The sequence below is a fragment of the Kitasatospora sp. NPDC096140 genome, from assembly GCF_040303045.1.
Classification (GTDB): Bacteria; Actinomycetota; Actinomycetes; order Streptomycetales; family Streptomycetaceae; genus Kitasatospora.
This window is the reverse complement of record NZ_JBEOUW010000074.1, coordinates 1-22,968: the sequence shown is the minus strand read 5'-3', so window position 1 is coordinate 22,968 and position 22,968 is coordinate 1. Positions and strand designations below refer to the sequence as shown.

The window sequence follows — 22,968 nt, the reverse complement described above, 5'->3', positions numbered from 1 at the left end:
CAACACCGGCAACGACACATCACGAACAACCCGCGACTCACCGTTCCAGCCGACCAACACCCGCTCACGCTCACCCGCCACGAACACATCCACCCGGTCCACGAGGACCGACGGGTCGGCGACGACCTGCTCCAGCACCCGGACCAGCCGGTCCTGGTGGGCGGTCAGTTCGTCCTCCCGGTAGAGGGCCGGGTCCGCGTCGAACTCCAGGCGGATCCCGCCGCGCGACGTCGCGCTGCCGTAGAAGTTGACCTTCAGGTCGTTCACCGGCCCGGTGGACAGCGGGTGGACCGTGGCGGGGCTGTCACCGAAGACCGGCTCGCCGGCGAAGGCCATCACGTTGACCGTCGGGCCGAGCCGGGCCTGGCGGCCGCCGGACAGGCCCAGTTCCCGGACGAGGTCCTCACCGCGGAACCGCTGGTGGCGGATCACGTCCGCCAGCGAGCGGGCGACGTCGGCGGTCAGGTCGGCGAAGGTGCGGTCCGGCTCGGGGGTCAGCCGGATGGGCAGGACGTTGACCATCGCGCTCGGCGTGGTCAGCCCGGTGCGGCCGGTGCGGCCCGCGAGGGGGAGCGCGAAGGTGAAGTCCGTCCGGCCCGTCATCCGCTGGTAGAGGACCGCGGTGGCGGCGATCGCCAGGGCGGGCCACGGCACGCCCGACCGCTCGGCGAGGGCGGCGAGCCGGGCCACCAGGTCCGGGTCCAGGGTCCGGACGCGGCGCAGGCTGCTGTGGGTGCTGCCGGCCGAACGGTCGGCGAGGGTGATCGGGTCCGGCACCTCCGTGAAGCGGTCCAGCCAGTACGCGCGGTCCTGCCGCCGCCGGCGCGAGTCCGGGTAGGAGGCCTCGTCGGCGACCACCCGGTCCAGCGTCGCGAAGGGGGACGCCGGGGGCTCCTGCCCGGCCAGCAGGGCGGTGTAGAGGGCCGCGACGCGGTCCGTGTAGACCGACTGGCCGAAGCCGTCTAGCACCGCGTGGTGGTAGCGGTGCACGTAGAACGAGCGGTCGTCGGCGAGCCTGAGCAGGGTCTGGACGCTGAGCGGGCCGCGGGCGAGGTCGAACGGCCGGGCCATCTCCCCCGCCATCCAGCGGTGCGCCTCGGCCTCCGGGTCCGGGGTGTCCCGCAGGTCGACCACGCGCAGCGGCCGCTCCTCGGCGTGCGTGACCAGCTGGTGGAGCCGCGGTTCGCCGTCGGGCTCGTGGTCCGGGCCGGTGTCCTCGACGAAGTGGGACCGCAGGGCCTCCGTCTCCTCGACGCCCCGGCGCACGGCCTGCGCGAGCACGTCGACGTCGACCGGACCGTCGATCTCGTAGTAGCCGCCGCAGTTGTAGAGGGGGCTGTCCGGCTGCAGTTGCTGGGCGACCCGGATGCCCAGCTGGGCGGCGGTGACGGGTCGACGGAGCGTACGGGCGTCGTCGGACATGGACGAGCGGTCCTCTCGGATCTGCGGGGTGGCGGACTGCGGGCGTGGCAGGGACGCGTGGGGCGGGACGGGAGCCGGCGTGGGCGTCGGAGGGTCAGGCCTCCCGGGCCAGTTCCTCGATGAGGGCCGCGCTGAGGGCGTCGATGGTGGGGTTGTCCCACATGACGGTCGGGTCGAGGGAGATGTCGAGGTGGTCCTCCAGCTCGGCGGCGACCGAGAGGACGTACAGCGAGTCGAGGCCGTAGTCGGAGAGCCTCGCGGCGGGGTCGACGGTGTCCGCGGGCCGCTCCAGGTGGGCGGCCACGCAGTCGACCAGCCAGGTGCGCAGGCTCTCGACGGTGTGGGTGTCGGTACCGGTGTCGGTCATCAGGCTCTCCTCGGTGGCAGTGGTCGGGGGACGGTGGGGACGGTGGGCCGGGTCCCGTCAGGGCCGGTCAGGGCCGGTCAGGGCCGGTCAGGGCGGGTCAGGGCCGGTCGGGAAGGGCTCGCCGGGCCAGGTCGAAGGACCGGCCGCCCTCGTAGCGGTCCACGAGCTCCACGTACAGCTGCTCGTGCACCGGGCCGGCCGGCTGCGCGGCCCGTCGGACCCGGCCGGTCAGTGCGCGCCCCGGGGCCGCGGCGAGCAGCTGCGGGTCGCAGAGGGCGGCGACCGCGGGGTCGGCGAGCAGCTCGGTGAGCGGGACCGGGGCCGCGTCGGCCTCCGGCGTCCGCCGGCCCGCCTCGAACAGGGCCCGCTGGGTCTCGGACAGCAGCAGCTGGAACGCGGCGTGCTCGCCCACGCGGATGTAGAAGCGCGATCCCATCACCACCGAGAGGTGGTCCAGCGCGCCCTGGACGATGCGCGGTCCGAGCACCGCCAGGGCGTGCGCGGGGGTGCCGTGCTGCGCGGGCCCGGCCGCCACCTCGCGCACGGCGAGCGTGGCCAGCACGTCGCAGAGCAGGAGGTCGGCGAAGGCGCCGGAGAGCAGCGAGCGCAGGGACGGCAGGTCGATCGCCGCGGCCCCGTAGAGCCGGCGGGCCCGCAGGTGCCGCAGGGTGATCCGCAGGGCGGAGTCGAGGGCGCCGACGCCGGCACCGACGGCGAGGGCCTCGACGAGGCCCCCGGCCCCGGCGGCCGTCGCGGGCGGCAGCGCGGCCAGGGCGGGCGACCGGCGGTGGACGGCCCGCAGCGCGTGCAGCACCGGCTCGGGGTCGCCGTCCGGGACCTCCCAGGCGTCCCCGTCCGGGCGCCGGCCGGCCTCCGCGGCAGCGACGACGGCCTGGAAGCCGTACGGGTTCGCCGGGTCGAAGGGGTCGCCGAGGCGCTGTTCCAGGGCGTCCGCGAGGGCTGCGGTGGTGGTGTTCACGAGGCCTCCGCCTTCCGGGATCCGACGGGCGCACGGTGGTCCGGCGCGTCCGGGTGGTCCGGGGCGTCCGGGTGGCCCGGGCCGTTCCGGGCGCCGGGCTGTTCCAGCAGGGAGAGGAAGGTGCCGGGCGGGCAGGCGAGCAGGTCGTCGGCGAGGTGGTCCAGCACCTCGGCCTCGGCGTCCTCGACGGGTTCGCCGAGGTCGGTCAGCGCCGTGACGAGGCAGCCGCGCAGCCAGGTGTCCGGCACCGCTCCGACGCCGCTCCCGGTCCCGGTCCCGGTCCCGCGCAGCCAGAGGTGCAGGGCGCTCGCCGCCGCGAAGCACAGTTCGTAGCGCTCGGCGAGGTCGAACGCCTCGGCCGGGACGGCCCGGGGGGCGAACCGGACCGCCGCCATCGCCTCGTGGAGGCGGTCGGTGGCGTCGAGGAGGCGCTCGGCGAGCGCGAGCACCGAGCGCAGCCCGTCGGACGTGCCGGACGCCGACGACGTGTCGGACGTGCCGGTCGTCGCACCGGCCGGCTCCGCCGCGACCCGCTCGCGCAGTTCCGCGACGGCCCCCGGCAGTCCGGCCACGACGGAGCAGCCGCCGGTGGACAGCAGGCTGAGCGAGGCCGGCCGGAAGGGCCTCGGCGGGGTGTGCGGGTCGGTGGCCTCGGCGAGGCCGTCCGCGTCCACGCGGCCCTTGCGGTAGCCGCGGGCGATGCGCACGAACTGCTCGATCAGCGCGTTGCGGTTGACGAGACTGCTGCCGTCAAAGATCCCGATGATGCGGTGGTCCCGCTCCGCCTTGGCGAACAGGGCGTGCGGGTCTCCGGCGCCGAGCAGCCCGTGCGGGCCGAGGAGGTGCAGCAGCCGGGCGATCACCGCGTCGGTCCGGGCCGGGACGTGGGCCTTGGCGACGGCGGAGATCACGCTCATCTCGCCGGTGAGGGAGTGCAGGGAGCGCACCGCGACCAGGCCGGTGGCCTCGGCGAGGAGCAGACCGGCGGCGGCCTCGCCCAGTTCGCGCCGGACGTGCGGCTGCCGCGCGAGCGCCGCGTCCTGCTCCCCGGGGGCGAGCGGGGCGCCGCCGGGCCGGTGCGCGGCGGCGAAGTCCGCGGCCAGGCGCAGGGCGTGGTCCCCCGCGCCGAGCGACATGGCGGCGCAGCAGGTCCGGGTGATGTGCAGGGCCTTGACGATGATCTCGACGCCCTGGCCGGGCGCGCCGATCAGCGCGTCGGCGGGCAGCAGGGCCCGGTGGAAGGCGATTCCGCTGATGTCGGCGCCGCGGATGCCGTAGGTGGGCACCTTGGGCAGGGCGGTGTGCGCGCCGGGTGCCAGCCGGGCCTTGTCGACCAGGAAGAGGCTGAAGCCGCGCGGGCCGCCCGCGTCGTCGGTGCGGGCGAGCACGGTCACCAGGCCGGCCCGGGTGACGTTGTTGATCAGCCACTTCTCGCCGTCCAGCAGCCAGCCGCCGTCGGGCGCGGGGCGCGCGACGACCTCGCCGGCGAGCAGGTCGCTGCCGTGGTGGCGTTCGGTCAGCGCGCAGGAGACCACCTCGGCGGCGGTGATCCGCCGGCCGAGCCGCCGGGCAGGTCCGGCGTCGTCGGCGATCCAGGTGGGCACGGCGCCGAGGTAGGTCTTGCCGTGGGCGGCGGCGACGGTGAGGTCGATCCGTGAGACGGCGCGCAGCAGCCGCATCACGACGCCGAAGTCGTCGAGGGCGCCGCCGTGTTCGACGGGCACGTAGTAGCGGGGCAGGCCGGCCTCGTCGAGGGCCCGGCAGGCGTCGGCGGGGAAGGTGTCGGCCTCGTCCAGGGCGGCCAGCCCGGCCGTGTCGAAGGGCTGTCCGGGGCCGGTGAGTTCGTGCAGCAGCCGGGTGAGCCGCGCCACCGGGTCGGTGTCGGCGGGGCTCTGGGCGGGGGGCGCCGCGGCGGTCATGCGCCGGCCTTCCCGGCGGCGACGGCGGGTGCGGGGGCGGCGGCGACCGGGCGGAGGAGGTTCTCCTGGTAGTCCGCGTAGGTGGGTTCGAGGGCGCCGGCCCGGAACAGCTCGCGCATCGCCGAGCGCTGGACCTTGCCGCTGGTGGTGCGGCGCACCCCGCCGGGGCGCAGCAGCAGGACGGCCCCGACGGGCGCGCCGAACTCGCGGGCGACGGTCAACCGCATCTCGGCGGCGAGCCGGCGCAGCAGCTCCTCCTCCTTGATGCCGCGCACCTCGTGGGTGACGACGAGGACGTCCTCGCGCTGCGGGCCGTCGCCGGGAACGGCGAAGCAGGCGCCGACGAGGCTGCCCAGTTCGGGCTGCTGGACGCGGAGTTCCTGCTCGATGTCCTGCGGGTAGAGGTTGCGGCCGCGCAGGTTGAGCACGTCCTTGAGCCGGCCGGTGACGTACAGCTCGCCGTCGTACAGGGTGCCGAGGTCGCCGGTGCGCAGGTAGCCGGTGTCGCCGTCGTCGGTGGTCGCGCGAAACTCGGCGGCGTTGGTGGCCTCGCGGTTCCAGTAGCCGTGGCCGATGACGGGGCCGCGGAGCCAGATCTCGCCGACGCCGCCCTCGGGCAGGACGCGGTGGGTGCCGGGGTCGACGATCCGGATCTCGGCGCCGGTGACGGGCCCGCAGCCGGCCACGGCGCGGCCGGGCGCGCCGTCGGCCACCGGGCGGAACTCGTGGTTCTCCAGCAGGTCCGGGTCGATGTGGCGCACGACGGGGCGGCCGTCGAGCGCGCCGGAGACGAAGAGGGTGGCTTCGGCCATGCCGTAGCAGGGGCTCAGGGTGGTGGGCTGCAGCCCGTACCGGGCGAAGCGCTGCTGGAAGGCGTCCAGGACGGCGGGGCGGACCGGCTCGGAGCCGTCGACGGCGTACTTCCAGCGGGACAGGTCCAGGCCCTCGGCCTGGGTGTCGGTGATCCGCCGGACGCACAGCTCGTACGCGAAGTCGGGTGCGGCGCTGGTGTGGATCCCGAAGCGGTCGATCATGTGCAGCCAGAGGTGGGGCCGCTTGAGGAAGGTGGACGGGCTCATCAGGACGGTCCCGGCGCCGCGCAGCAGCGGCGGCAGGATGATGCCCATCAGCCCCATGTCGTGGAAGTGCGGGATCCAGCCGCCGAACGGGGTGTGCTCGTCGATTCCGAACCGGTCGATGATGGTGGAGCTGTTCTGCAGCAGGTTGCCGTGGGTGATGACGACGCCCTTGGGGTCGCCGGTGGAGCCGGAGGTGTACTGCAGCACGGCGACGGTGTCGTGCGTGGCGGGCGGCATCGTCCAGCCGTCCGGGCCCGGTCCGGCGCCGTCGTCGGTGACCAGCAGGGCGAGGTCGTCGATCCCCTCCTCGGTGATCCAGTCCTCGACGTCGCCGCTGGTGGCGGTGTCGGTCAGGACCGCCACGGCCCCGGCGTCGGCGGCGATCCGCACGACGCGGTGGCGCTCGTGGCGGTAGCGGCCGGGCAGCGAGGCGGGGACGGCGACGGCGCCGGCGTAGAGGCAGCCGAGGAAGGCGGTCAGGAAGGCCGGCCCGGCGGGGTAGAGCAGCACGGCCCGCTCGCCCGGGACGATGCCGGCGGCGCGCAGCCGGACGGCGATCTCGCGGGCCTGCCGGTCCAGTTCCGCGTACGTCAGCCGGATCGCCCCGTCCTCCCGGAGCGGATCGCTCACGAATGTCAGCGCGTCCTTCTCCGGAATGTTCTCCGCATGCCCGACGAGCACTGCGGTGACACTGGGGGCGGTGACGATTTCCGCCATGTGGATGCCTGCCCTTCGCCTTCGCTCCTGGAATTCCTGCCGCGCCGGTCCGGCACCGCAGCTTCTTTCTAGCGACGCCCCGGCGGGCCGCGGAAGGCGGCTGACAGCAAACTGCAGGACGGAACGGGCAGGTGCCCGGCGACGGGGGTCTTTCCTGCACCGCGGGCCCCGTCGGGGGGCTCCGGCCCTCCGGTACCGGCCAGTCGGGACCCGGTCCGGGGGCTCTGACGGGCAGTAGAGTCGAGGCACCGTCAGCGCGCGGCCGTCAGCGCGAGGCCGCCTTTCCCGACCGCTGGCATCGGACTCCTCCCATTCCGCCGAGTGATCGGCGTACCGGTCCTGGCGCCGGAATACGCCGGTTCTCCCGAGACCGGAACTCCCATGAATTCGACACCTGGACCCATGAATTCCTCACCTGGTACCGAATCCCCTTCCGTGCTGCTGACCGGCACCTCATCCGACGCCCACACCTGGAATCTCGTCTACCTCCAGCTCGTCCTGGAGGAAATCGGCCACACCGTGGCGAACCTGGGCCCGTGCCCGCCGGACGACCTGGTGGTGCGCTCCTGCCTGGAGCTGCAGCCGGGGCTCGTGGTGGTCAGCAGCGTCAACGGCCACGGCTTCAACGACGGCCTGCGGCTGATCCGGGCGCTGCGGGCGCAGCCCGAACTGGCCTCGACCACCGTCGTCATCGGCGGCAAACTCGTCACCGACGGCCTGCGCAACGTCGGCATGATCCGCCGGCTCACGGCGGCCGGCTACGACCGGGTCTTCGACGACGGGGAACTGCCCGCGTTCCGCGCCCTGGCCGCCCGGACGCCGTACCGAGCCGTGTCGTGACCCCGCCGTCGTTCGGCGGCTTCGTGGCCCGCGCGCACGCGCGCGGCGAGCTCGTGGTGCAGCCGCGGATGGGGTTCAGCGATCCGCGGCTGATGCGCGAGGGGCTGGAGCGGACCAGGGCGGCCGAGGCCGTCACGGTCGGCACCCTGACCCTGGACAGCTACACCCGGGTCAACGACCTGGCGGCGGCCCGGCTGGCCGTCGCCGAGGGAGTCCCGCTCAACGGCTACCCGATCTGCACCCACGCCCCCGCCGTGTCGCACACGGTGCTGGACGGCATCCACGGCACCGGGTTCCCCGTGCAGGTGCGGCACGGCTCGGCGCGGCCGGAGCACATCGTGGCCGCCCTGCTCGCCCTGGGGCTCGACGCCACCGAGGGCGGCCCGGTCTCGTACTGCCTGCCGTACAGCCGCACCCCGCTGAGCGAGGCGGTGGCCGCCTGGCGGACCGTCTGCGGCATGCTCGCCCGGGCGGGGACCGACGACCGGGTGCCGCACCTGGAGAGCTTCGGCGGCTGCATGCTCGGGCAGTTGTGCCCGCCGTCGGTGCTGGTGGCGCTGAGCGTCCTGGAGGGCGTGTTCTTCGCCCGGCACGGCCTGCGCAGCGTCTCCCTGAGCTACGCCCAGCAGACCAGTCCGGAGCAGGACCGGGAGGCGGTGGCCGCCCTGGACGCGCTGGCCGGCGAGCTGCTGCCGGGCGTCGACCGGCACCTGGTCGTCTACGCCTACATGGGGGTGTACCCGGCCTCCCGGACCGGCGCGCTGCGGCTGCTGGAGGCCGCGGCGCGGCTGGCGGTCGAGTCGGGTGCGGCCCGGCTCATCGTCAAGACCGCCGCCGAGGCGCACCGCATCCCCACCATCGCCGACAACGTGGAGGCGCTGGAGACCGCCGCTCGGGCGGCGCGCACCGCCGTCCGGCCGGCGGCCGGGGCCGGGCCCGGCGTGGACTCCGAGGTGTACGCGGAGGCCCGCGCGCTGGTCCACACCGTGCTGGCGCTGCACGACGACGTCGGCGAGGCGCTGCTGCTGGCCTTCCGGCGCGGCCTGCTCGACATCCCGTTCTGCCTGCACCCCGACAACGCGGGGCGGACCAGGAGCTTCATCGACACCGACGGGCGGCTGCGCTGGTCGGACACCGGGCGGCTGCCGCTGGCCCGTACGGCCGTGGCCGGTGCCCGGAAGCTGACCTCCGCCGACCTGCTGACCGCGCTGACCCGGGTCCAGCGCACCTACGACCCAGGAGGCACCCGATGACCGCCACCACCCCGCTGCCGGAGCGCCCCGCCGCGACGCTCTGGCAGGGCAGCAGCGTGCCCGCGCAGCTGCTGATCCTCACCGGCCGCTCGATCCGGGCGCACCTGGCGCACCGCCGGGCGGTGGTCCTGAGCATGCTGCAGCCGGTGTTCATGCTGCTGCTGCTCAGTCAGGTCTTCGGCAGCATCGTCGACCGCGGCCACCTGCCGGCGCGGGTCGGCTACCTGGACTACCTGCTGCCGGCGCTCCTGGTGACCACCGGGATCGGCCCCGCGGTGGCCTCGGGCATCGGACTGGTCCGGGACATGGACAACGGCGCGGTGGCCCGGCTGCGGACGCTGCCGATCCACGCGCCGCTGCTGCTGATCGCCCGCAGCCTCGCCGATCTGCTGCGCACCGCCGTGCAGTTGGTGATCCTGCTGGTGGTCGCCGTCGTGGTGCTGGACGCCGATCCGGCCGGCGGTCCGCTCGGGCTGCTGGCCGCCCTGCTGCTGACCTGTGCGGTGGTGTGGGCGATGACCTGGATCTTCCTCGCCCTGGCCGCGTGGCTGCGCAACGCGGAGGCCATGCAGAGCGCGGGCTACCTGGTGACGTTCCCGCTGATGTTCGCGTCCAGCGCGTTCGTGCCGGCGGACCGGCTGCCGGGCTGGCTCCAGCTGCTGGCGAGGCTCAACCCGCTGTCGTACGCGATGGACGCGAGCCGGGCGCTCGCCCTCGACCTGCCGCTGGGCACCCGGGTGTGGGCCGCCCTGGGCACCAGCGTGCTCGTCGCGGTGGTCGGGTCGGCCGCCGCCGTCCGGGCGTTCCGCCGCCCGGTGGCCTGACCCCGCGACGACTCCCTCCCCTCGGACCGGACGTCCTCCCGTACGGACGTCCCCGGACCTCCACGAAACGGAGCACCCATGACCGAACTGCGATCACGGCCGCTGGTCCGCCTGGACGCGGCGCCCGACCCGGGCACCGACGCCGAGGCCTGGACGGCGCGCCACCGCGCGGAGATCCGCGGGCTGGCGGCCGAGCACGGCGCCGTCCTGGTCCGCGGACTGGACCTGGCGGGCCGGGACCGGGCCGCCGCCGTCGTGGCCGGCGTCCTCGGCGAGGGCCTGGTCGAACGCGAGGGGTTCGCCCCGCGCGACCCGTACCCGGCCCCCGGCGTGTACTCCTCCTCGCACTGGCCGGCCGACCAGCCCATGTGCATGCACCACGAGATGAGCTACGCGGCCCGGGCGCCGCGCCTGCTGGCCTTCGCCTGCGTCACCCCGCCGACGAGCGGCGGGGTGACGGCGCTCGCGGACGCCCGGCTGGTCCTGGAGGACCTGCCGGCCGGCCTGGTCGAGCGGTTCGAACGGCACGGCTGGCGGCTGACCCGGCACTACAACCCGTTCGTCGGCATCCGCTGGCAGGACGCGTTCGGCAGCACGGACCGCGCCGAGGTGGACCGCTACTGCGCGGCCGACGGCATCGAGACGCACTGGGACTCCGACGGGGCCCTGCGCACCGTGCAGACCCGGCCCGCGGTCATCGCCCACCCCGACACCGGCGAGCGCTGCTGGTTCAACCAGATCGCCTTCCTCAACGAGTGGACGATGGCCCCCGAGGTGCGGGAGTTCCTGATCGCCGAGTTCGGCCCCGAGGGGCTGCCGTTCAACACCTTCCACGGCGACGGGACACCGCTGGACGCCGCCACGGTGGACTCGATCAACGAGGTCTACGAGCGACACACGGTGCGCGAGCCCTGGCAGCGGGGCGACCTGCTGGTGGTCGACAACGTCCGTACGGCGCACAGCCGCGAGCCGTACCGGGGCGAGCGGGAGATCGTCGTCGGGCTGGGCGAGCCGTTCCGTCCCTGAGCCGCCACCACCGGCCGCACGAAAGGAGCGGGGCCGCACCCGGGTGTTCCGGGCGCGGCCCCGCTCCGTCGTGCGGGCCGGCGGTCAGTCGAAGCTCAGCGTGCGGTACACGGTGACGTTGCCGACCAGGTCCTGGCAGGCCTGGGCGGCCGCGGCGAGCTGCGCCGGGCAGTCCGGCGAGGCCGTGTCGAGCAGGATGCCGAGGGTGGTGCCGCTGTGGCCGACCACCACGCCCAGGCCGCCCACCTCGCGGCAGATGCCGATCATCCCCTCCAGCGACCACTTGTGGCGCAGCACCTGGTTCATCCGGGCGCTGGCGGTCGCGACCCGCCCGACCTCGGCGAGGTCCCGGCGGGCGACGGCCCCGGTGATCCGGTCCAGCAGCCGCACGTACTCCCGTTTGTCGGCCGCGGTGAACGGCTTGGGGATGGCGTTGAAGGAGACGGTGTCCACCGCGCCGCCCTCGTCGCCGCTGACCACCGCCATCGACGGCAGCGACCCCAGCCGGGCGCGCAGCCGCACGGTGCGGTGGTGGAAGGCCACGATCGAGGGGTAGAGCACGCCGTCGGTCGGTTCGATCCGGGCGAGGTAGGACTCGATGCGGCGCGGCGGCATGGCCTCGTCCAGGGCGTTGGCCACGGCGCGGGCGGTGGCCACCAGGTCCGCCGAGGAGCTGGCCAGGCCCTTGCCCTCGGGCAGGGTGCTGTGGATCTTCAGCAGCCCGCCGGCCGGCCGCCCGGCGTCCGCCATGATCATCGCGGTGAGGCGCAGGGCCTTCTTCTTGTGCGGCGGCCAGACCCGGAGGACGTCGGAGTCCGGGTCCGGCTCGAACCTGGCCATCGCCCAGCGGGCGACCGGCAGGGTGACCAGGAAGTCCCCGTCCTCCTCGGGCAGGACGCCCTGGAGCAGCTCGCCGAAGGTGCCGAAGGCGGTGCTCACCCCGGTGCTCACCCCGGTTCCGGTCCCGCTGCCCGCCCCGGTGCCGATCCCGGCGCCCGGCCGGGCGGTGGCCGCCCGGCCGGGCGCCGGGGTGATGATCTCGGCCGTCACCTGGCCTCCTCCTCGTCCCACTGCCCGGTCCGCCGGCCGGCCCGCCGCACCACGTCGGCGGTCTCCCCCGGTCGGGTGCTGATGAAGTAGTGGCCGCCCCTGGTGAGTTCGCGCAGCTCGACCCGGTCGGAGACCGCCTTCCAGTCGCCGTGGGCGGCCTCGAAGCCGGCCGTGGAGGCGTCGTCCCGGGCGACCACGACGTCCACCGGCGCGTCCAGCCGGTAGCGCGCGCCGTCCTCCCGCAGCCGGATCAGCTGGCGGTTGGCGGTCAGGACGTCGTGCCGGTAGGCCCGGCCCACCACGTCGGCCCGCTCCGGCTTGAGCGCGTCCAGCTCCACGTAGGCGTTGTCGGCGCGCAGTTGGGCCAGCAGGGCCTGGTTGTCGGCGGCGGACACCTCGGCCATCTCGGCGCGCAGCTCCTCCGTCTCGGCCAGCAGGAGGGCGCCGACGAAGACCCGCTCGACCGGCCGGCCGGCCTCCTCCAGGAGGCGGGCCGTCTCCAGCGCCGCCGCGGCGCCCGCGCAGTGCCCCCAGATCAGGACCGGCGTGGTGATCCGCTCGATGATCTCGTCCCGGACCCGCCGGGCGAGCTCCGGGACGTCCGGCAGCTCCCCGTCCGCGCCCTCGCCGGCCGCGTCGGGGCCGCCGGGGAAGTCGTGCCCGGGGAGCTCCACCGCCTCGACGGCGAAGCCGTCCCGCTCCAGCTCCGCGGCCAGCGAACGGAAGTTGACGGCGTTGCCGCCCGCGTACGGGAAGCAGACCAGGGTGTGGTGCGGGGCGCGGGCGGCCGACAGCGGCTGCAGCAGGCCGGTGGCCGCCGGGGCGGTGTCGCCGCGGCCCCGGGCGTCCAGGGCGGCGGCCAGGTCGGCGAGGACGGGACGCCCGACGAGGTCCTTCAGGGACAGCGCGCGGTCCAGGTGGACCAGCAGCCGCACCGCGGCCAGCGACGTGCCGCCGAGGTCGAAGAAGCTGTCGGCCCGTCCGATCCGCTCCAGCGGTACGCCGAGCACCTCGGCCCACAGCATGGCCAGGCGCTGCTCGGAGGGGGTGCTGGGGGCCGCGTAGGGGGCGCCGCCGTGGCCCAGGGTCCCGGCGATCCGGACCAGGCCCTTCTTGTCGATCTTGCCGTTCTCGGTCAGCGGCAGCCGTTCCACCTGGTGGAAGTAGGTGGGCACCATGTAGTCGGGCAGCAGGGTGGCCAGGAAGTCGCGGACGCGCTCGGCCGGCAGGTCCTCCTCGCCCGCGAAGAACGCGACGAGGTTGCGCAGGTCGCCGGCGCCCCCGTCGATGACGACGGCGGCCTCCCGCACGCCGGGCATCGCCAGCAGCTTGTTCTCGATCTCGCCGATCTCGATCCGGAAGCCGCGGATCTTGACCTGCTCGTCCCGTCGGCCCAGGTACTCGATCCGCCCCTCGGGCAGCCAGCGGCCGAAGTCACCCGTCCGGTACATCCGGGTGTTGGGGCGGAACGGGTCGGGGACGAACGCCTGCCGGGTGCGCTCCTCGTCGTTGATGTAGCCGCGCCCGACGCACACGCCGGAGAAGGCGATCTCGCCGGGCGAGCCGAGCGGCACCAGGGCCAGGTTCTCGTCGAGCACGTACGTGTTGACGTTGCGCAGCGAGCGGCCGACCGTCACGAAGTCCCGGTCGGGCAGCCCCCGCAGCACCTCGTGCATGGTGTCGTCGGAGACCTCGGTGGCGCCGTAGGCGTTGACCAGGCTGATCCCCGGGTAGGCGGCGAACCAGCGCTGGACGAGCTCGTACTTGAGCGCCTCCCCGGTGACCGAGACGGTGCGCAGCCGGCCGAGCGGGCGCGGGTGCTGGGCCAGGTGGGTCAGCAGCACCTCCAGGTAGGACGGCACGATCTGGATCACCGTGACGCGCCCGTCGGCGATCTCGTCGAGGAAGCCCGCGACGTCGAGCTGGGTGTCGGTGTCCACGATCCGCACGGTGCCGCCGACCATCAGCGGGGCGGCGAACTGCCACAGGGAGATGTCGAAGCACTGCGAGGCGGTCTGGGTGACGACCTCGTCGGCACCCCCGGCCAGCCCCATGTCCTCGATCTTCATGAAGAGGTGGTTCAGCATGCCCGCGTGCTCGCACACCGCGCCCTTGGGGGCGCCCGTCGAGCCGGAGGTGAAGTAGATGTACGCCGCCTGCCCGGGCGTCACCGTGACCCCGGTCGGGGCGTCGGAGAGGTCGGGGCGGGTGCGGATCTCCGGCACCGACAGGGCCACGGGCGGCTGCGCGACGGCCGCGGACGCCTCCCGGGCCAGGGTCTCGCTGCCCGGCCCGGTCAGCACGAACCGGCACTCGCTGCGCTCGAACTGGGTCGCCACCCGGTCCACCGGGAAGTCGGGGCGGACGGGCAGGTAGACGCCGCCGGCCTTGAACACGCCGAGGGCGGCGGCGAGCCAGTCCAGGGTGCGGTCCATGACGACGGCGACCACGTCCTCGGCGGCGGCGCCCGCCCCGACCAGGGCGTGCGCGACCCGGTTGGCCCGCTCGTCCAGCTCCCGGTAGGTCCAGCGCTCCCCCGCGTGCTCGGCCGCGACGGCGTCGGGCACGGCCCGCACCCGCTCCTCGAAGAGGTCCACGAAGGTGCGGTCGGGCAGCTCGGCGCGCGGCCCGGCCAGGCCGTAGAGCTGCTTCTCGACCTCGCGGTCCGAGAGCAGGCTCTGCCGGTCGTGCCGCTCGCCGGGGCCGGCCGCCAGGTTGGCCAGTGCCACCAGGTGGTAGCCGGCCAGGCGCTGGGCGTGGCCCGCGTCGAGCGCGGCGCGGTCGTACCGCAGGCGCAGCGTGAGGCCCGTCCCGTCGCGGTGCCAGGCCACGCCCAGCACGGCGCCGTCGGCGAGCGCGGCGGCCGGGGTGTCGGCCTGCCCGGGCGCGGTGCCGTCGGCGGCGGCCGGGGCGGGCGCGGTGCCGTCGGCGGCGAGGCCGGACAGGTCCAGGACCACCTCCGGGCGGCCCCCGGCGGCGGCCGCCGCGTCGGTCGCGGGCCCGGCCGGGGCGGCGGCCGTCCGCGCCACCAGCTCCGCCCAGGTGGAGTTCTCGACGGCCAGGCGCAGCGGCCGGACCGTTCCCGCGCCGCCCGGCGGCAGGTGGCCGACGAGCAGCGCGCGCTCGGCCGCCACGGTCGCGAGCACCCGGGCGTGGGCGGCGGTCAGCAGGGCGGGAAGATCGGCCCCCAGCTCGGCGGCCCGGCGTTCCAGGGTGCGGGTGAGGTCCTCGGCGATCCGGGTGTCGTGGACCGCGCCGCCCTCCTCCCGGGCGGTCGGCGCGGTCCACCGGGGAACCCTGGTGAACGCCTGGTTGTCCGCGTGCTCCGTCATCGGCCCCCGACTCCTCGTCCAAGCGTCGCCGGCTCCGCCAGCTCGATCCTGATCAGCCGCGCGGCGGTCACCGCGCGCTGTGCTGCCTCGTCCGCGTCCGTTCCGGTGGCGACCACGCAGGCCAGCCGGTCCTGGAACGAGTGCGTGATCCGTACCGTCCGGCCCTCGGCGGTGCCGGACGTCACCGCCACCACGCCGGGCGCCGCCGCCGCGTCCGGGAGTCCGCCGACCCGGGCGACCACGCCCTCGCGGTCGGCGGGCAGGAAGCGGATCGCCGCGTGTCCGGCGCCGCCGGCGGAGGGGCCGGCGGGCAGACCGGCCACCCGGGCGATCACCGCGTCCACCAGGTCGGTGCCGAGTGCGGCCCGCACGGCGACCGGGATCATCCCGCCGGCCAGCCGCGGGTTGACCTCGATCACCACCGGTCCGGCTTCGGTCAGCCGCAGTTCGGTGTGGGCCGCGCCCCAGCCGAGGCCGAGCGCGGCGAGGGCCCGCAGCGCGGTGTCGCCGAGGGCGGCGGCGGTCGCGTCGGGCACCGGCGCGGGCACGTCGTGCCCGGTCTCCACGAAGTACGGCTCGGCGCCGGTGTGCTTGGCGACGACGGTCACCACGGTGTCGTCGAAGGTCTCGACGGAGAACTCCGGCCCGTGCACGGCCGCCTCGACCAGGATCCGGGCCGCGACCGGCGCGCCGCGCTCGTCGGTGGCCCGGGCCAGCAGTTCCGCGGCCCAGGCCCGGACCTCGGCGCCGTCCCGGCAGAGCCGGACGCCGACCGAACCGGAGCCGCTGACCGGCTTGAGGACGACGGGGTGGCCGATCGCGTCGGCCGCCCGTACCGCCTCGGACACCTCGGTCACGGCGGCGAAGGCGGGCACCGCCACGCCGGCGGCCGCGAGCGCGGTCCGCTGGTGCTCCTTGTCGCGGCAGCGGGCGATGGCGTCGCCGTCGGCCGCGGGCAGCCCGAGCTTGCGGGCGGTGCGCGCGGCGGGCGCGACGAAGTACTCGGAGCTGGACGCGATGCCCGCCAACCCGGCGGCGTCCTCGGCGAGTTCGGCGCAGCAGGCGAGGACGGCGTCCGGGTCCGCGGTGTCCAGCACCCGGGTGGGGATGCGGTCCTCGGTCGCGTAGGGGTACCGGTCCGGGTCCCGGGTCAGCAGGACCGGGCGCAGTCCCCTGGCTCGGGCCGCCGCGCAGAACTCGCGTCCGGTCCCTGTGGTGTTGCTCTCCAGGAGCGCGAACCACGGCCCGTCGGGCCGCCGTTCGTCCGCGCCGTCGTGCTGTCCTGCCGTCGCGCTCACGGCGCACTCTCCGTTCCGTCTCCGTCAGCGTTTGCGTCTGCGCCCGCGTCCGTGTCCGTGCCCGCTGCTGCGGCGCGGGTCGCGGGGACCGGCGGGCCGGTCAGTGCCGCCACCGCCTCCGCCAGCCGCAGCTCGCCCTGCGCGGTCCGGGCCCGCTGGGCGGCGAGCCGGTCGCAGTGCCCGGCCAGCCGCTCCCGCAGCACCCGCACCGTCCGGTCGCACTCGCCCGGGCCGCCGCCGCGGTCGTGGTCGTCCACCACCTCGCGCAGCGTGGGGAGTTCGGCCGAGTCGGCGCCCGTACCGTCGGGCAGGCGGATCGCGGCCAGCTCGGTGGCCCCGGCCTCGACGGCCTCCCGCACCGCCTCGCCGACGACGTGGTGCGCGGTGCGGAAGGGCACGCCCCGGGCCACCAGCCGGTTGGCGATCACGGTCGCGGTGACGAAGCCCTCCCGGGCCCGCTCCGCCATCCGCGCCGGGACGGGCCGGGCGCCGCCCACCAGGGCCTGGCCGAGCAGCACCGAGTCCAGGACGGCGGCGAGCGCGGGCCACCCCGCGGCGACCGCCTCGGTGCCCACCTCGATGGAGTTGGTGAAGGGCGTCGACTTCATCGCGGAGGCCGCCGCCGTCCAGGCGCCGACCGCCAGCCCGGCCTTGGCCTTGACGTGCTCCAGCAGGAAGGCGTTGCGCTTCTGCGGCATCGCGGAGCTGCCGCCGACCAGCCGCTCCGGGAACTCGACGAAGCCGAACTCCTGGGTGCTCCACAGCTGGAGGTCGGTGGCCAGCCGGCTGAGCGTCACCGCGGCCGAGGCGGCCGCCGCGACCGCGCGCAGCATGGTGTCGCGGGCGGCCACGGCGTCGGTGGCGTGCAGCGGGCCGTCCGCGAAGCCCAGCAGCCCGGCGGTGCGGGCCGGGTCGATGGGCAGGTCGGTGCCGGCCACCGCCCCGGCGCCCAGCGGGCACCGGTCCAGCTGGTCGAGGACCTGCTGCAGGGACTCGACGTCCCGGTCGAGCGCGGTCGCGATCCCCGCCAGGTAATAGCCGTAGCTGACCGGCATCGCGGGCTGGAAGTGGGTGTAGACCGGCATGACCACGCCGCGGTGGGCGCGGGCCCGGGCCAGCAGGACCGCCTGGAGCCGCAGCAACTCGCCGAGCAGCGCGGTCAGTTCGGCGCGCAGCCGCAACGCGGTGATGGTGGCCTTGATGTCGTTGCGGGAGCGGCCGGTGTGCAGCTTCCCGCCCACCTCCGAGCCGAGTTCGGCCACCAGGTGGCCCTCGTACATCAGGTAGAGGCCGCGCGGGGCCGGCAGGTCGTAGAGCTCGCGGAAGCCGTCGGCGCGCAGCGCGGTGATCCGGCGCAGCAGCGCGGCCGCCGCGTCGCGCGGCAGCAGTCCGCTCTCGGTGAGCATCACGACGTGCGCCAGGTCCACGGTGCTGGTGGCGCCCAGTTCCCGGCGGATGTCCGCCGGCCCCGACTCGCCGTACACCACGCGCCGGGTCCGCGCGCCGAGGGTCCGGGTGAGGCGTCCGGTGACGGTCACGACAGGGCCCGCTCGGGCAGCGGGCGGTCGGTGCGGGCGACGGTCCCGGGCACCTCGTCGTAGGCGCGGCGGGCCCAGTCGAAGCGGCTCCAGCCCGGCCCGGCCTCGGCGGGGGAGGCGACGGTGACCGGCTCGACCGGCGGGGCGTCCAGGAGCAGGCCGTTGTCGGCGAGCCAGCTGTCGTCGTACACGGTCGCCTGGTAGCGGTACCCCTCGTCGGGCAGCATCACCACGCACAGCCGGTCCGGGTGGCGGTCGGCCCACCACCGGGCGACGAGGTGGGCGGCGCCGCTCGTCGGGCCCTGGAAGAGCGCGTGCCGGGCGTGCAGGGCCCGGGTCTGGGCGTACGCCTCGGCCGCGTCGCACCAGTGGATCTCGTCGAAGACGCCGTGGTCGAGGTTGGCCGGCCACAGGCTGTTGCCGAGCCCGCGCAGGCCGCGCGGCCCGTCGGGCTGGCCGAAGAGCACGCTGCGGTGGCTGTCGACGCCGATCGCCAGGGTCTGCGGGGTGTGCTCGCGCAGGCCGCGGACGGTGCCGCACATCGAACCGCCGGAGCCGACCGGTCCGACGACGCAGTCGACGTCCCCGAGGGTGCGGTGCAGCATCTCGGCGACCACCCCGTACGAGCGGGGGTTGTCGGGGTTGCTGTACTGCTCGGGGCAGAAGGACTCGGGCAGTTCGGCGCGGATCTCGGCCAGGCGGCGCAGCCGGGCCTCCTGGTAGCCGCCGACGGGTGCCGGGTCCCGGCAGATCTCGACCCGGGCGCCGAGGTCGGTCAGCCTGCGGTACAGGTTGGGGTCGATCGCCGGGTCGCTGACCAGGATCAGCTCACGCTCCATCAGGGCGCACTGCATCGCCAGGGCGAGGCCGAAGGTGCCCGAGGTCGTCTCGACGACGGGGCCGTCGCCGAGTTCACCGCGCTGTTCGGCCCGCTGGAGGATGTAGTGGGCCGGCAGCAGCTTCATCAGGGTGAAGACGGCGCCGTAAAGGTTGGGACCGAGCCGGACGAGGCGCGGGATCATCTGTGCTTCGGTGATCGAGTGGTACGGCGCGGTGGTCACCGTCATGGGAGCTCCCAGGGGATTCGGTGGGGACCGGCGTGCCCGGTCCGGCATCCCGGGGCGGGCCGACGAGGACAGGGGTTGGGTGTGCGAGCCGGTAGAGGATCCACAGGTTCACGGGTGCGGCCTCCCGGTCGGCGCGGCCCGCGGCCGGGAGCCGGCCATCAGGAGGGGACCGGGACGCCGGTCCGGGGGTCGGCCCGGTCGGGCAGCGGCGCGGCGCCTTCGGCCAGGGCCAGGTAGACGTCGTCGAGGGTCGGCTCGGTCAGCGAGATCCCGGTGATGCCCAGGTCGGCCTCGTCCAGGGCGCGGACGACCACGGCCAGTGCGGTGGACTCGCCGACGGGCACGACGACCGCGCCGTCCGCCTCGCCCGCGCGGGCCTCCAGACCGGCCCGGCGCAGCGCGTCGAGCGCGGCGGCCGCCCGGGCCGGTTCGGCGAGCTGCGCCCGGACGGTGCTGCCGCCCAGCCGGCCCTTGAGTTCGGCGACGGTGCCGTCGGCGATGGTCCGGCCCTGGCCGAGCACGATGACCCGGTCGGCCAGCTGCTCGGCCTCTTCGAGGTACTGGGTGGTCAGCAGCACGGTGGTGCCCTCGGCGACGCAGGCGCGCACCAGGTCCCACAGGCCGCCGCGGCTGACCGGGTCGAGCCCGGTGGTGGGCTCGTCGAGGAAGAGCACCTGCGGGTGGCCGACGAAGCTGCTGGCGAGGTCGAGGCGGCGGCGCATCCCGCCCGAGTACGTCCCCGCCGTCCGGTCCGCCGCGCCGGTGAGGCTGAAGGTGTCCAGCAGTTCGTCCGCCCGGGCCCGGGCCTCGGCCCGGCTCGCGCCGAGCAGCCGGGCGACGAGCACCAGGTTCTCCCGGCCGGACAGGCTCTCGTCCACGGCGGCGAACTGACCGGTCAGCCCGATCCGGCGGCGGACCTCACGGGCCTCCCGCACCACGTCGTACCCGGCGACCCTGGCCGTGCCCGAACTGGGGGGCAGGGCCGTGGACAGAATGCTGACGAGCGTGCTCTTGCCGGCTCCGTTGTGCCCGAGCAGGCAGAGCACCTGCCCTTTCGCTATCCCGAAACTGACTCCGCCGAGCGCCTGCGTGCTGCCGAAGGACCGGCTCACGTCTATCGCTTCGATCATCACGCTGTTCACCGGATGTCATTCCTCGCAGAGAGCGGGCGGGTACGGATCGGGGGGCACCAGAATTCGTACATTCCTCGGCCTTTCCGCGGCAAGGAGCGCTACAGCAAGCTGCCATTCATCCGGCGGCCCGGGTGGGGTGGTGTTCGGCGGTCGCCGGCGGCAGCAGGCCGAGTTCCATCGCGCGGGCGCCGGCCTGGAATCGCGAGTTCGCGCCGAGTTCGCGGGTGATCTCGGCGACGTTCCTCCGGTAGGTGCGCACGGACATGCCGAGTTCCCGGGCGGCGACCTCGTCGGTGCGTCCGGAGCTGAGTGCGAGCAGGATCCGCCGGGCCATGGCGCTGCGGGTGCGGTCGCTCAGCCGCCGGTGGTCGGCGAGCGGGGCGCTGCCGTTCCAGGAGGTCATGAACAGGGTGCGCAGGTTGCGCAGGACGGCCGGGGCCCGCATCAGGACCGCCTCCCGGGACGGCCCGGCGGCGCGCGACCAGACGACGCTCACCAGGCCGTCGGCGAGCACCATGTCCTGCAACGCCGCGCCCACCAGGCGGACTTCGACGCCCGCGGCGTACTTGTCCAGCCGTTCGAGGAGCAGCCGGTTCTCCAGCAGGCCGACCCCGGCGAGCAGCCGGACGTCCACCCCGCGCGCCGCGGCCCGACCCAGGCAGGAGACGAGCCGGGTGATCTCCTCGTCGTGGTGCCCCGAGAGCACCACGGCGAGCGAGCGGGTGGCCGAAGCGACCAGGTGCTCGGCGGTCTCCGTGCCCTCCTCCGGCCCCAGCGCGGTCAGCAGCCGCCCCTCGCTGCGGTGCCGGTCGACCGCGAACTCGACGAGCCGGCGGGCCTCCAGCAGCATGCTCTCGATTTCCCCGCTGGACGGTTTTCTCGCCGCCTGCTCGGACGGCGGAATCGGCCCGGCGGGCACGGTGATGACGGCGGACGGATCATTGACAGGCGTACTCGTCACATTTCCCCCTGATGCTTGACTCGCAACGTCCGTTCAGGAGGGCATGAGGCCCGGCCGGTCATGGCAAACGCAACGCGGCCGCCTTCGAGGCACGGCAACCGCCGAGAGCCCCCGTTCTCTCCATGGACTTCACCCTAGGAGCCGCTGTTCGAGCCGGTCAAACAGTTGCACGCCAAAGCAAATGCACCACCTCGCGGGCGCTTTCGGCGAATTCCGCGCGCCCGGCCGGCGCGAACGGGCACGCCGCGCCGCCCCTGGATCCGTCGGGCGGCGCGGCGTGCGGTTCGGGGAGGATTGCGGTCCGGGGACGGGCGGGGTCAGCGGCTGCCGAGCAGCAGGTCGCGGTGGGTGGTGAACTCGGTGTTCGCCCGGTCGTAGTCCTCGGGGCGGCCGATGTCCATCCAGTAGCCGTCGAACTCGTAGGTGGCCGGGCGGGTGTCGCGCTCCAGCAGGTCCAGGACGAGCTCGTCGAAGCCGAGCGGCAGACCGGGCGTGTAGCCCTCCAGCGTCGCGCGGCTCAGGCCGTACACGCCCATGGACACCTGGTAGGCCAGGCTCGGCTTCTCCCGGAAGCCGGTGATCCGGCCGTCGTCCGTGGTGAGCACGCCGAAGTCGATGTTCACCTGGCGGTTGTGGGTGGCGACGGTCAGCGGGGCGCCGGACGTCCGGTGCCGCTCCAGGACCGCCGCGTAGTCCAGCGAGGTGAGGATGTCGCCGTTCATCACCAGGAAGTGCTCGGGGAGCCGGTCCCGCATCATGACCAGCGGACCGAGGGTGCCCAGCGGGCTGTCCTCCACCGCGTACTCGACCTCCAGGCCCCACTGGGTGCCGTCGCCGACGTAGGCGCGGATGATGTGGCCGAGGTGTCCGATCGCGAGGGTGACCCGGGTGAAGCCGGCCGCCGAGAGCTGGCGCATCACGATCTCCAGGATCGCGTGCTGGTCGCCGATCGGGACCAGGGGCTTCGGCAGCGCGGTGGTGTAGGGCCGCAGCCGGACGCCCTTGCCGCCGGCCATGATGAAAGCGTGCATGATCGAGTCCCTTCCGCTGGGGTGGTGTGCTTCGTGCCGAGTGGTGGAGGTCAGCCGCGGGTGCCTAAGGTGAGCGGGAACGTGCTGTCAAGTTCCATGTGATGAGGTCGTGTTGTTCCCCTACATCGGCTCCGGCCCGTACTGCTTCTCCAACTCGCTCGCCATGGCGCTGGGTCCGGGCGCGCCCGGCACGCCGGTGCTGGAGGTGCTGACCGGGTCACCGTTCGGCTTCCAGCTGATCGACGGGGTGCTGCCGTTCTTCGATCCCTTCGGCTGGGACCCGGAGCAGGGCCTGGACGCGGCGATCGGCCTGCTCGGCTGGGAGTGCCGGCGCAGTGACGGCGACGACCCCGAGGAGGCCGAGGCGCGGCTGCGCGCGGCCGTCGCCGAGGGCCCGGCGCTGGCCGGTCCGCTGGACATGGGCCTGCTGCTCCAGCAGCCCGGCTCCGGCGAGGCGATCGGCGCCGACCACTACGTGCTGGTGGTGGCGGTCGACGGGGACACCGTGGTCTTCCACGACCCGCACGGCCACCCCTGGGCGACCCTGCCGGTGCCGGCCTTCCTGGCCGCCTGGCAGGCGGAGAAGATCGACTACGTGGAGCGGCCGTTCGTGCTGCGCACCGGCTTCACCCGGGTCCGGGAGACCACCGTGGCCGAGGCCCTGCGGGCCTCGCTGCCGCACGCCGTGGAGCTGCTGCGGGGCCGCAGCACCGGCGCCGCCGACATGCCGCCGGGTTCGCTCGGCACCGCGGCCGGCCTGGAGCGGCTGGCCGAGCAGGTGACCGAGGGCCTGGACCCGGACATCCGCCAGGTGATGGAGAAGTTCTCGGTCCGGGCCGGTGCCCGCCGGCTGTCGGACGCCTCCACCGCCCTGGCGGGGATCGGCTTCCGCACCGCGGCCGAGGTGCTGGGCCGGCAGGCCCGGATCCTCGGCGGGCTCCAGTACCCGCTGGTCGTCCAGGACGACGCCGCCGTGATCGCGGGCCTGCGCGCACTGGCGCCGACCTACGAGGAGCTGCGGGCCGCCCTGGTCGCGGTCCGCGACATCAAGATCTCGGTCAAGCACAACGACCCGGTCGTGATGATCAACGCCTACCGCCAGCTCGCCGCCGCCTGCGACTACCCGCTGCAC

Annotated in this window: 18 protein-coding genes; 5 read left to right on the top strand and 13 right to left on the bottom strand. The window is 74.8% G+C overall.

Going from position 1 to position 22,968, the window contains the following annotated elements; all coding sequences use genetic code 11:
• The 5 genes from ABT048_RS39950 to ABT048_RS39930 form a co-directional block, all read right to left on the bottom strand.
• Positions 1–1,422, bottom strand: a 1,422-nt coding sequence (locus ABT048_RS39950; protein WP_350526565.1) for a condensation domain-containing protein, incomplete at its 3' end; no start/stop codon positions are given.
• Positions 1,423–1,516: 94 nt separating this feature from the next.
• The gene (locus ABT048_RS39945; protein ID WP_350526564.1) at positions 1,517–1,789 is read right to left on the bottom strand and encodes an acyl carrier protein; all 273 of its coding nucleotides are present in this window, start codon (positions 1,787–1,789) and stop codon (positions 1,517–1,519) included.
• A 97-nt stretch (positions 1,790–1,886) separates the two neighbouring features.
• The gene (locus ABT048_RS39940; protein WP_350526563.1) at positions 1,887–2,768 is read right to left on the bottom strand and encodes a hypothetical protein; all 882 of its coding nucleotides are present in this window, start codon (positions 2,766–2,768) and stop codon (positions 1,887–1,889) included.
• Entirely contained in the window at positions 2,765–4,687 is a 1,923-nt protein-coding gene (locus tag ABT048_RS39935; RefSeq protein WP_350526562.1) for an acyl-CoA dehydrogenase family protein, read from the bottom strand. The genes ABT048_RS39940 and ABT048_RS39935 overlap by 4 nt, the downstream gene beginning before the upstream one ends.
• On the bottom strand, positions 4,684–6,483 hold the full coding sequence (locus ABT048_RS39930; RefSeq protein WP_350526561.1) for a fatty acyl-AMP ligase: 1,800 nt from the start codon (positions 6,481–6,483) through the stop codon (positions 4,684–4,686). Before ABT048_RS39930 ends, ABT048_RS39935 begins: the two co-directional genes overlap by 4 nt.
• Before the next feature lie 435 nt (positions 6,484–6,918).
• On the opposite strand from ABT048_RS39930, the gene ABT048_RS39925 reads away from it, so the two are divergent.
• The 4 genes from ABT048_RS39925 to ABT048_RS39910 all read left to right on the top strand — a co-directional run bounded on the left by ABT048_RS39925 (position 6,919) and on the right by ABT048_RS39910 (position 10,426).
• Positions 6,919–7,323 (top strand): cobalamin B12-binding domain-containing protein, encoded by a 405-nt coding sequence (locus ABT048_RS39925; protein WP_350526560.1) that lies wholly within the window; start codon positions 6,919–6,921, stop codon positions 7,321–7,323.
• Complete coding sequence (locus ABT048_RS39920; RefSeq protein ID WP_350526559.1) at positions 7,320–8,576, top strand: methylaspartate mutase; 1,257 nt, start codon at positions 7,320–7,322, stop codon at positions 8,574–8,576. The genes ABT048_RS39925 and ABT048_RS39920 overlap by 4 nt, the downstream gene beginning before the upstream one ends.
• The gene (locus tag ABT048_RS39915; RefSeq protein ID WP_350526558.1) at positions 8,573–9,400 is read left to right on the top strand and encodes an ABC transporter permease; all 828 of its coding nucleotides are present in this window, start codon (positions 8,573–8,575) and stop codon (positions 9,398–9,400) included. Before ABT048_RS39920 ends, ABT048_RS39915 begins: the two co-directional genes overlap by 4 nt.
• A gap of 78 nt (positions 9,401–9,478) precedes the next feature.
• Positions 9,479–10,426 carry a TauD/TfdA family dioxygenase gene (locus ABT048_RS39910; RefSeq protein ID WP_350526557.1) on the top strand — a complete coding sequence of 316 codons (948 nt, stop codon included), beginning with the start codon at positions 9,479–9,481 and terminating at the stop codon, positions 10,424–10,426.
• A gap of 84 nt (positions 10,427–10,510) precedes the next feature.
• On the opposite strand, the gene ABT048_RS39905 is transcribed toward ABT048_RS39910, so the two are convergent.
• The 8 genes from ABT048_RS39905 to ABT048_RS39870 all read right to left on the bottom strand — a co-directional run bounded on the left by ABT048_RS39905 (position 10,511) and on the right by ABT048_RS39870 (position 21,836).
• On the bottom strand, positions 10,511–11,476 hold the full coding sequence (locus tag ABT048_RS39905) for a GHMP family kinase ATP-binding protein (protein WP_350526556.1): 966 nt from the start codon (positions 11,474–11,476) through the stop codon (positions 10,511–10,513).
• Positions 11,473–14,808: a non-ribosomal peptide synthetase family protein gene (locus tag ABT048_RS39900; protein ID WP_350526555.1), complete on the bottom strand. Its 3,336-nt coding sequence runs from the start codon at positions 14,806–14,808 to the stop codon at positions 11,473–11,475. The genes ABT048_RS39905 and ABT048_RS39900 overlap by 4 nt, the downstream gene beginning before the upstream one ends.
• Positions 14,805–16,106, bottom strand: a complete 1,302-nt coding sequence (locus ABT048_RS39895; protein WP_350526554.1) for an ATP-grasp domain-containing protein — start codon at positions 16,104–16,106, stop codon at positions 14,805–14,807. The genes ABT048_RS39900 and ABT048_RS39895 overlap by 4 nt, the downstream gene beginning before the upstream one ends.
• On the bottom strand, positions 16,103–17,644 hold the full coding sequence (gene argH / locus ABT048_RS39890; RefSeq protein ID WP_350526553.1) for an argininosuccinate lyase: 1,542 nt from the start codon (positions 17,642–17,644) through the stop codon (positions 16,103–16,105). Before argH ends, ABT048_RS39895 begins: the two co-directional genes overlap by 4 nt.
• On the bottom strand, positions 17,641–18,711 hold the full coding sequence (locus ABT048_RS39885) for a cysteine synthase family protein (protein WP_350526552.1): 1,071 nt from the start codon (positions 18,709–18,711) through the stop codon (positions 17,641–17,643). The genes argH and ABT048_RS39885 overlap by 4 nt, the downstream gene beginning before the upstream one ends.
• A 158-nt stretch (positions 18,712–18,869) precedes the next feature.
• The gene (locus ABT048_RS39880) at positions 18,870–19,853 is read right to left on the bottom strand and encodes an ATP-binding cassette domain-containing protein (RefSeq protein WP_350526551.1); all 984 of its coding nucleotides are present in this window, start codon (positions 19,851–19,853) and stop codon (positions 18,870–18,872) included.
• 106 nt (positions 19,854–19,959) lie between these two features.
• Positions 19,960–20,694 (bottom strand): LuxR family transcriptional regulator, encoded by a 735-nt coding sequence (locus ABT048_RS39875; protein ID WP_350526550.1) that lies wholly within the window; start codon positions 20,692–20,694, stop codon positions 19,960–19,962.
• 428 nt (positions 20,695–21,122) lie between these two features.
• The gene (locus ABT048_RS39870) at positions 21,123–21,836 is read right to left on the bottom strand and encodes a sugar phosphate nucleotidyltransferase (RefSeq protein WP_350526549.1); all 714 of its coding nucleotides are present in this window, start codon (positions 21,834–21,836) and stop codon (positions 21,123–21,125) included.
• Between the two features lie 109 nt (positions 21,837–21,945).
• Here ABT048_RS39870 and ABT048_RS39865 point away from each other — a divergent pair.
• Positions 21,946–22,968 (top strand): YobF C-terminal domain-containing protein (locus ABT048_RS39865; RefSeq protein ID WP_350526548.1); only part of this gene is annotated, 1,023 nt, incomplete at its 3' end.

Coding starts and splice junctions, on each gene's coding strand:
- ABT048_RS39945 (WP_350526564.1), bottom strand. CDS start 1,789: ATGACCGACACCGGTACCGACACCCACACCGTCGAGAGCCTGCGCACC.
- ABT048_RS39935 (WP_350526562.1), bottom strand. CDS start 4,687: ATGACCGCCGCGGCGCCCCCCGCCCAGAGCCCCGCCGACACCGACCCG.
- ABT048_RS39930 (WP_350526561.1), bottom strand. CDS start 6,483: ATGGCGGAAATCGTCACCGCCCCCAGTGTCACCGCAGTGCTCGTCGGG.
- ABT048_RS39915 (WP_350526558.1), top strand. CDS start 8,573: ATGACCGCCACCACCCCGCTGCCGGAGCGCCCCGCCGCGACGCTCTGG.
- ABT048_RS39910 (WP_350526557.1), top strand. CDS start 9,479: ATGACCGAACTGCGATCACGGCCGCTGGTCCGCCTGGACGCGGCGCCC.
- ABT048_RS39900 (WP_350526555.1), bottom strand. CDS start 14,808: ATGACGGAGCACGCGGACAACCAGGCGTTCACCAGGGTTCCCCGGTGG.
- ABT048_RS39885 (WP_350526552.1), bottom strand. CDS start 18,711: ATGACGGTGACCACCGCGCCGTACCACTCGATCACCGAAGCACAGATG.
- ABT048_RS39875 (WP_350526550.1), bottom strand. CDS start 20,694: ATGCTGCTGGAGGCCCGCCGGCTCGTCGAGTTCGCGGTCGACCGGCAC.
- ABT048_RS39870 (WP_350526549.1), bottom strand. CDS start 21,836: ATGCACGCTTTCATCATGGCCGGCGGCAAGGGCGTCCGGCTGCGGCCC.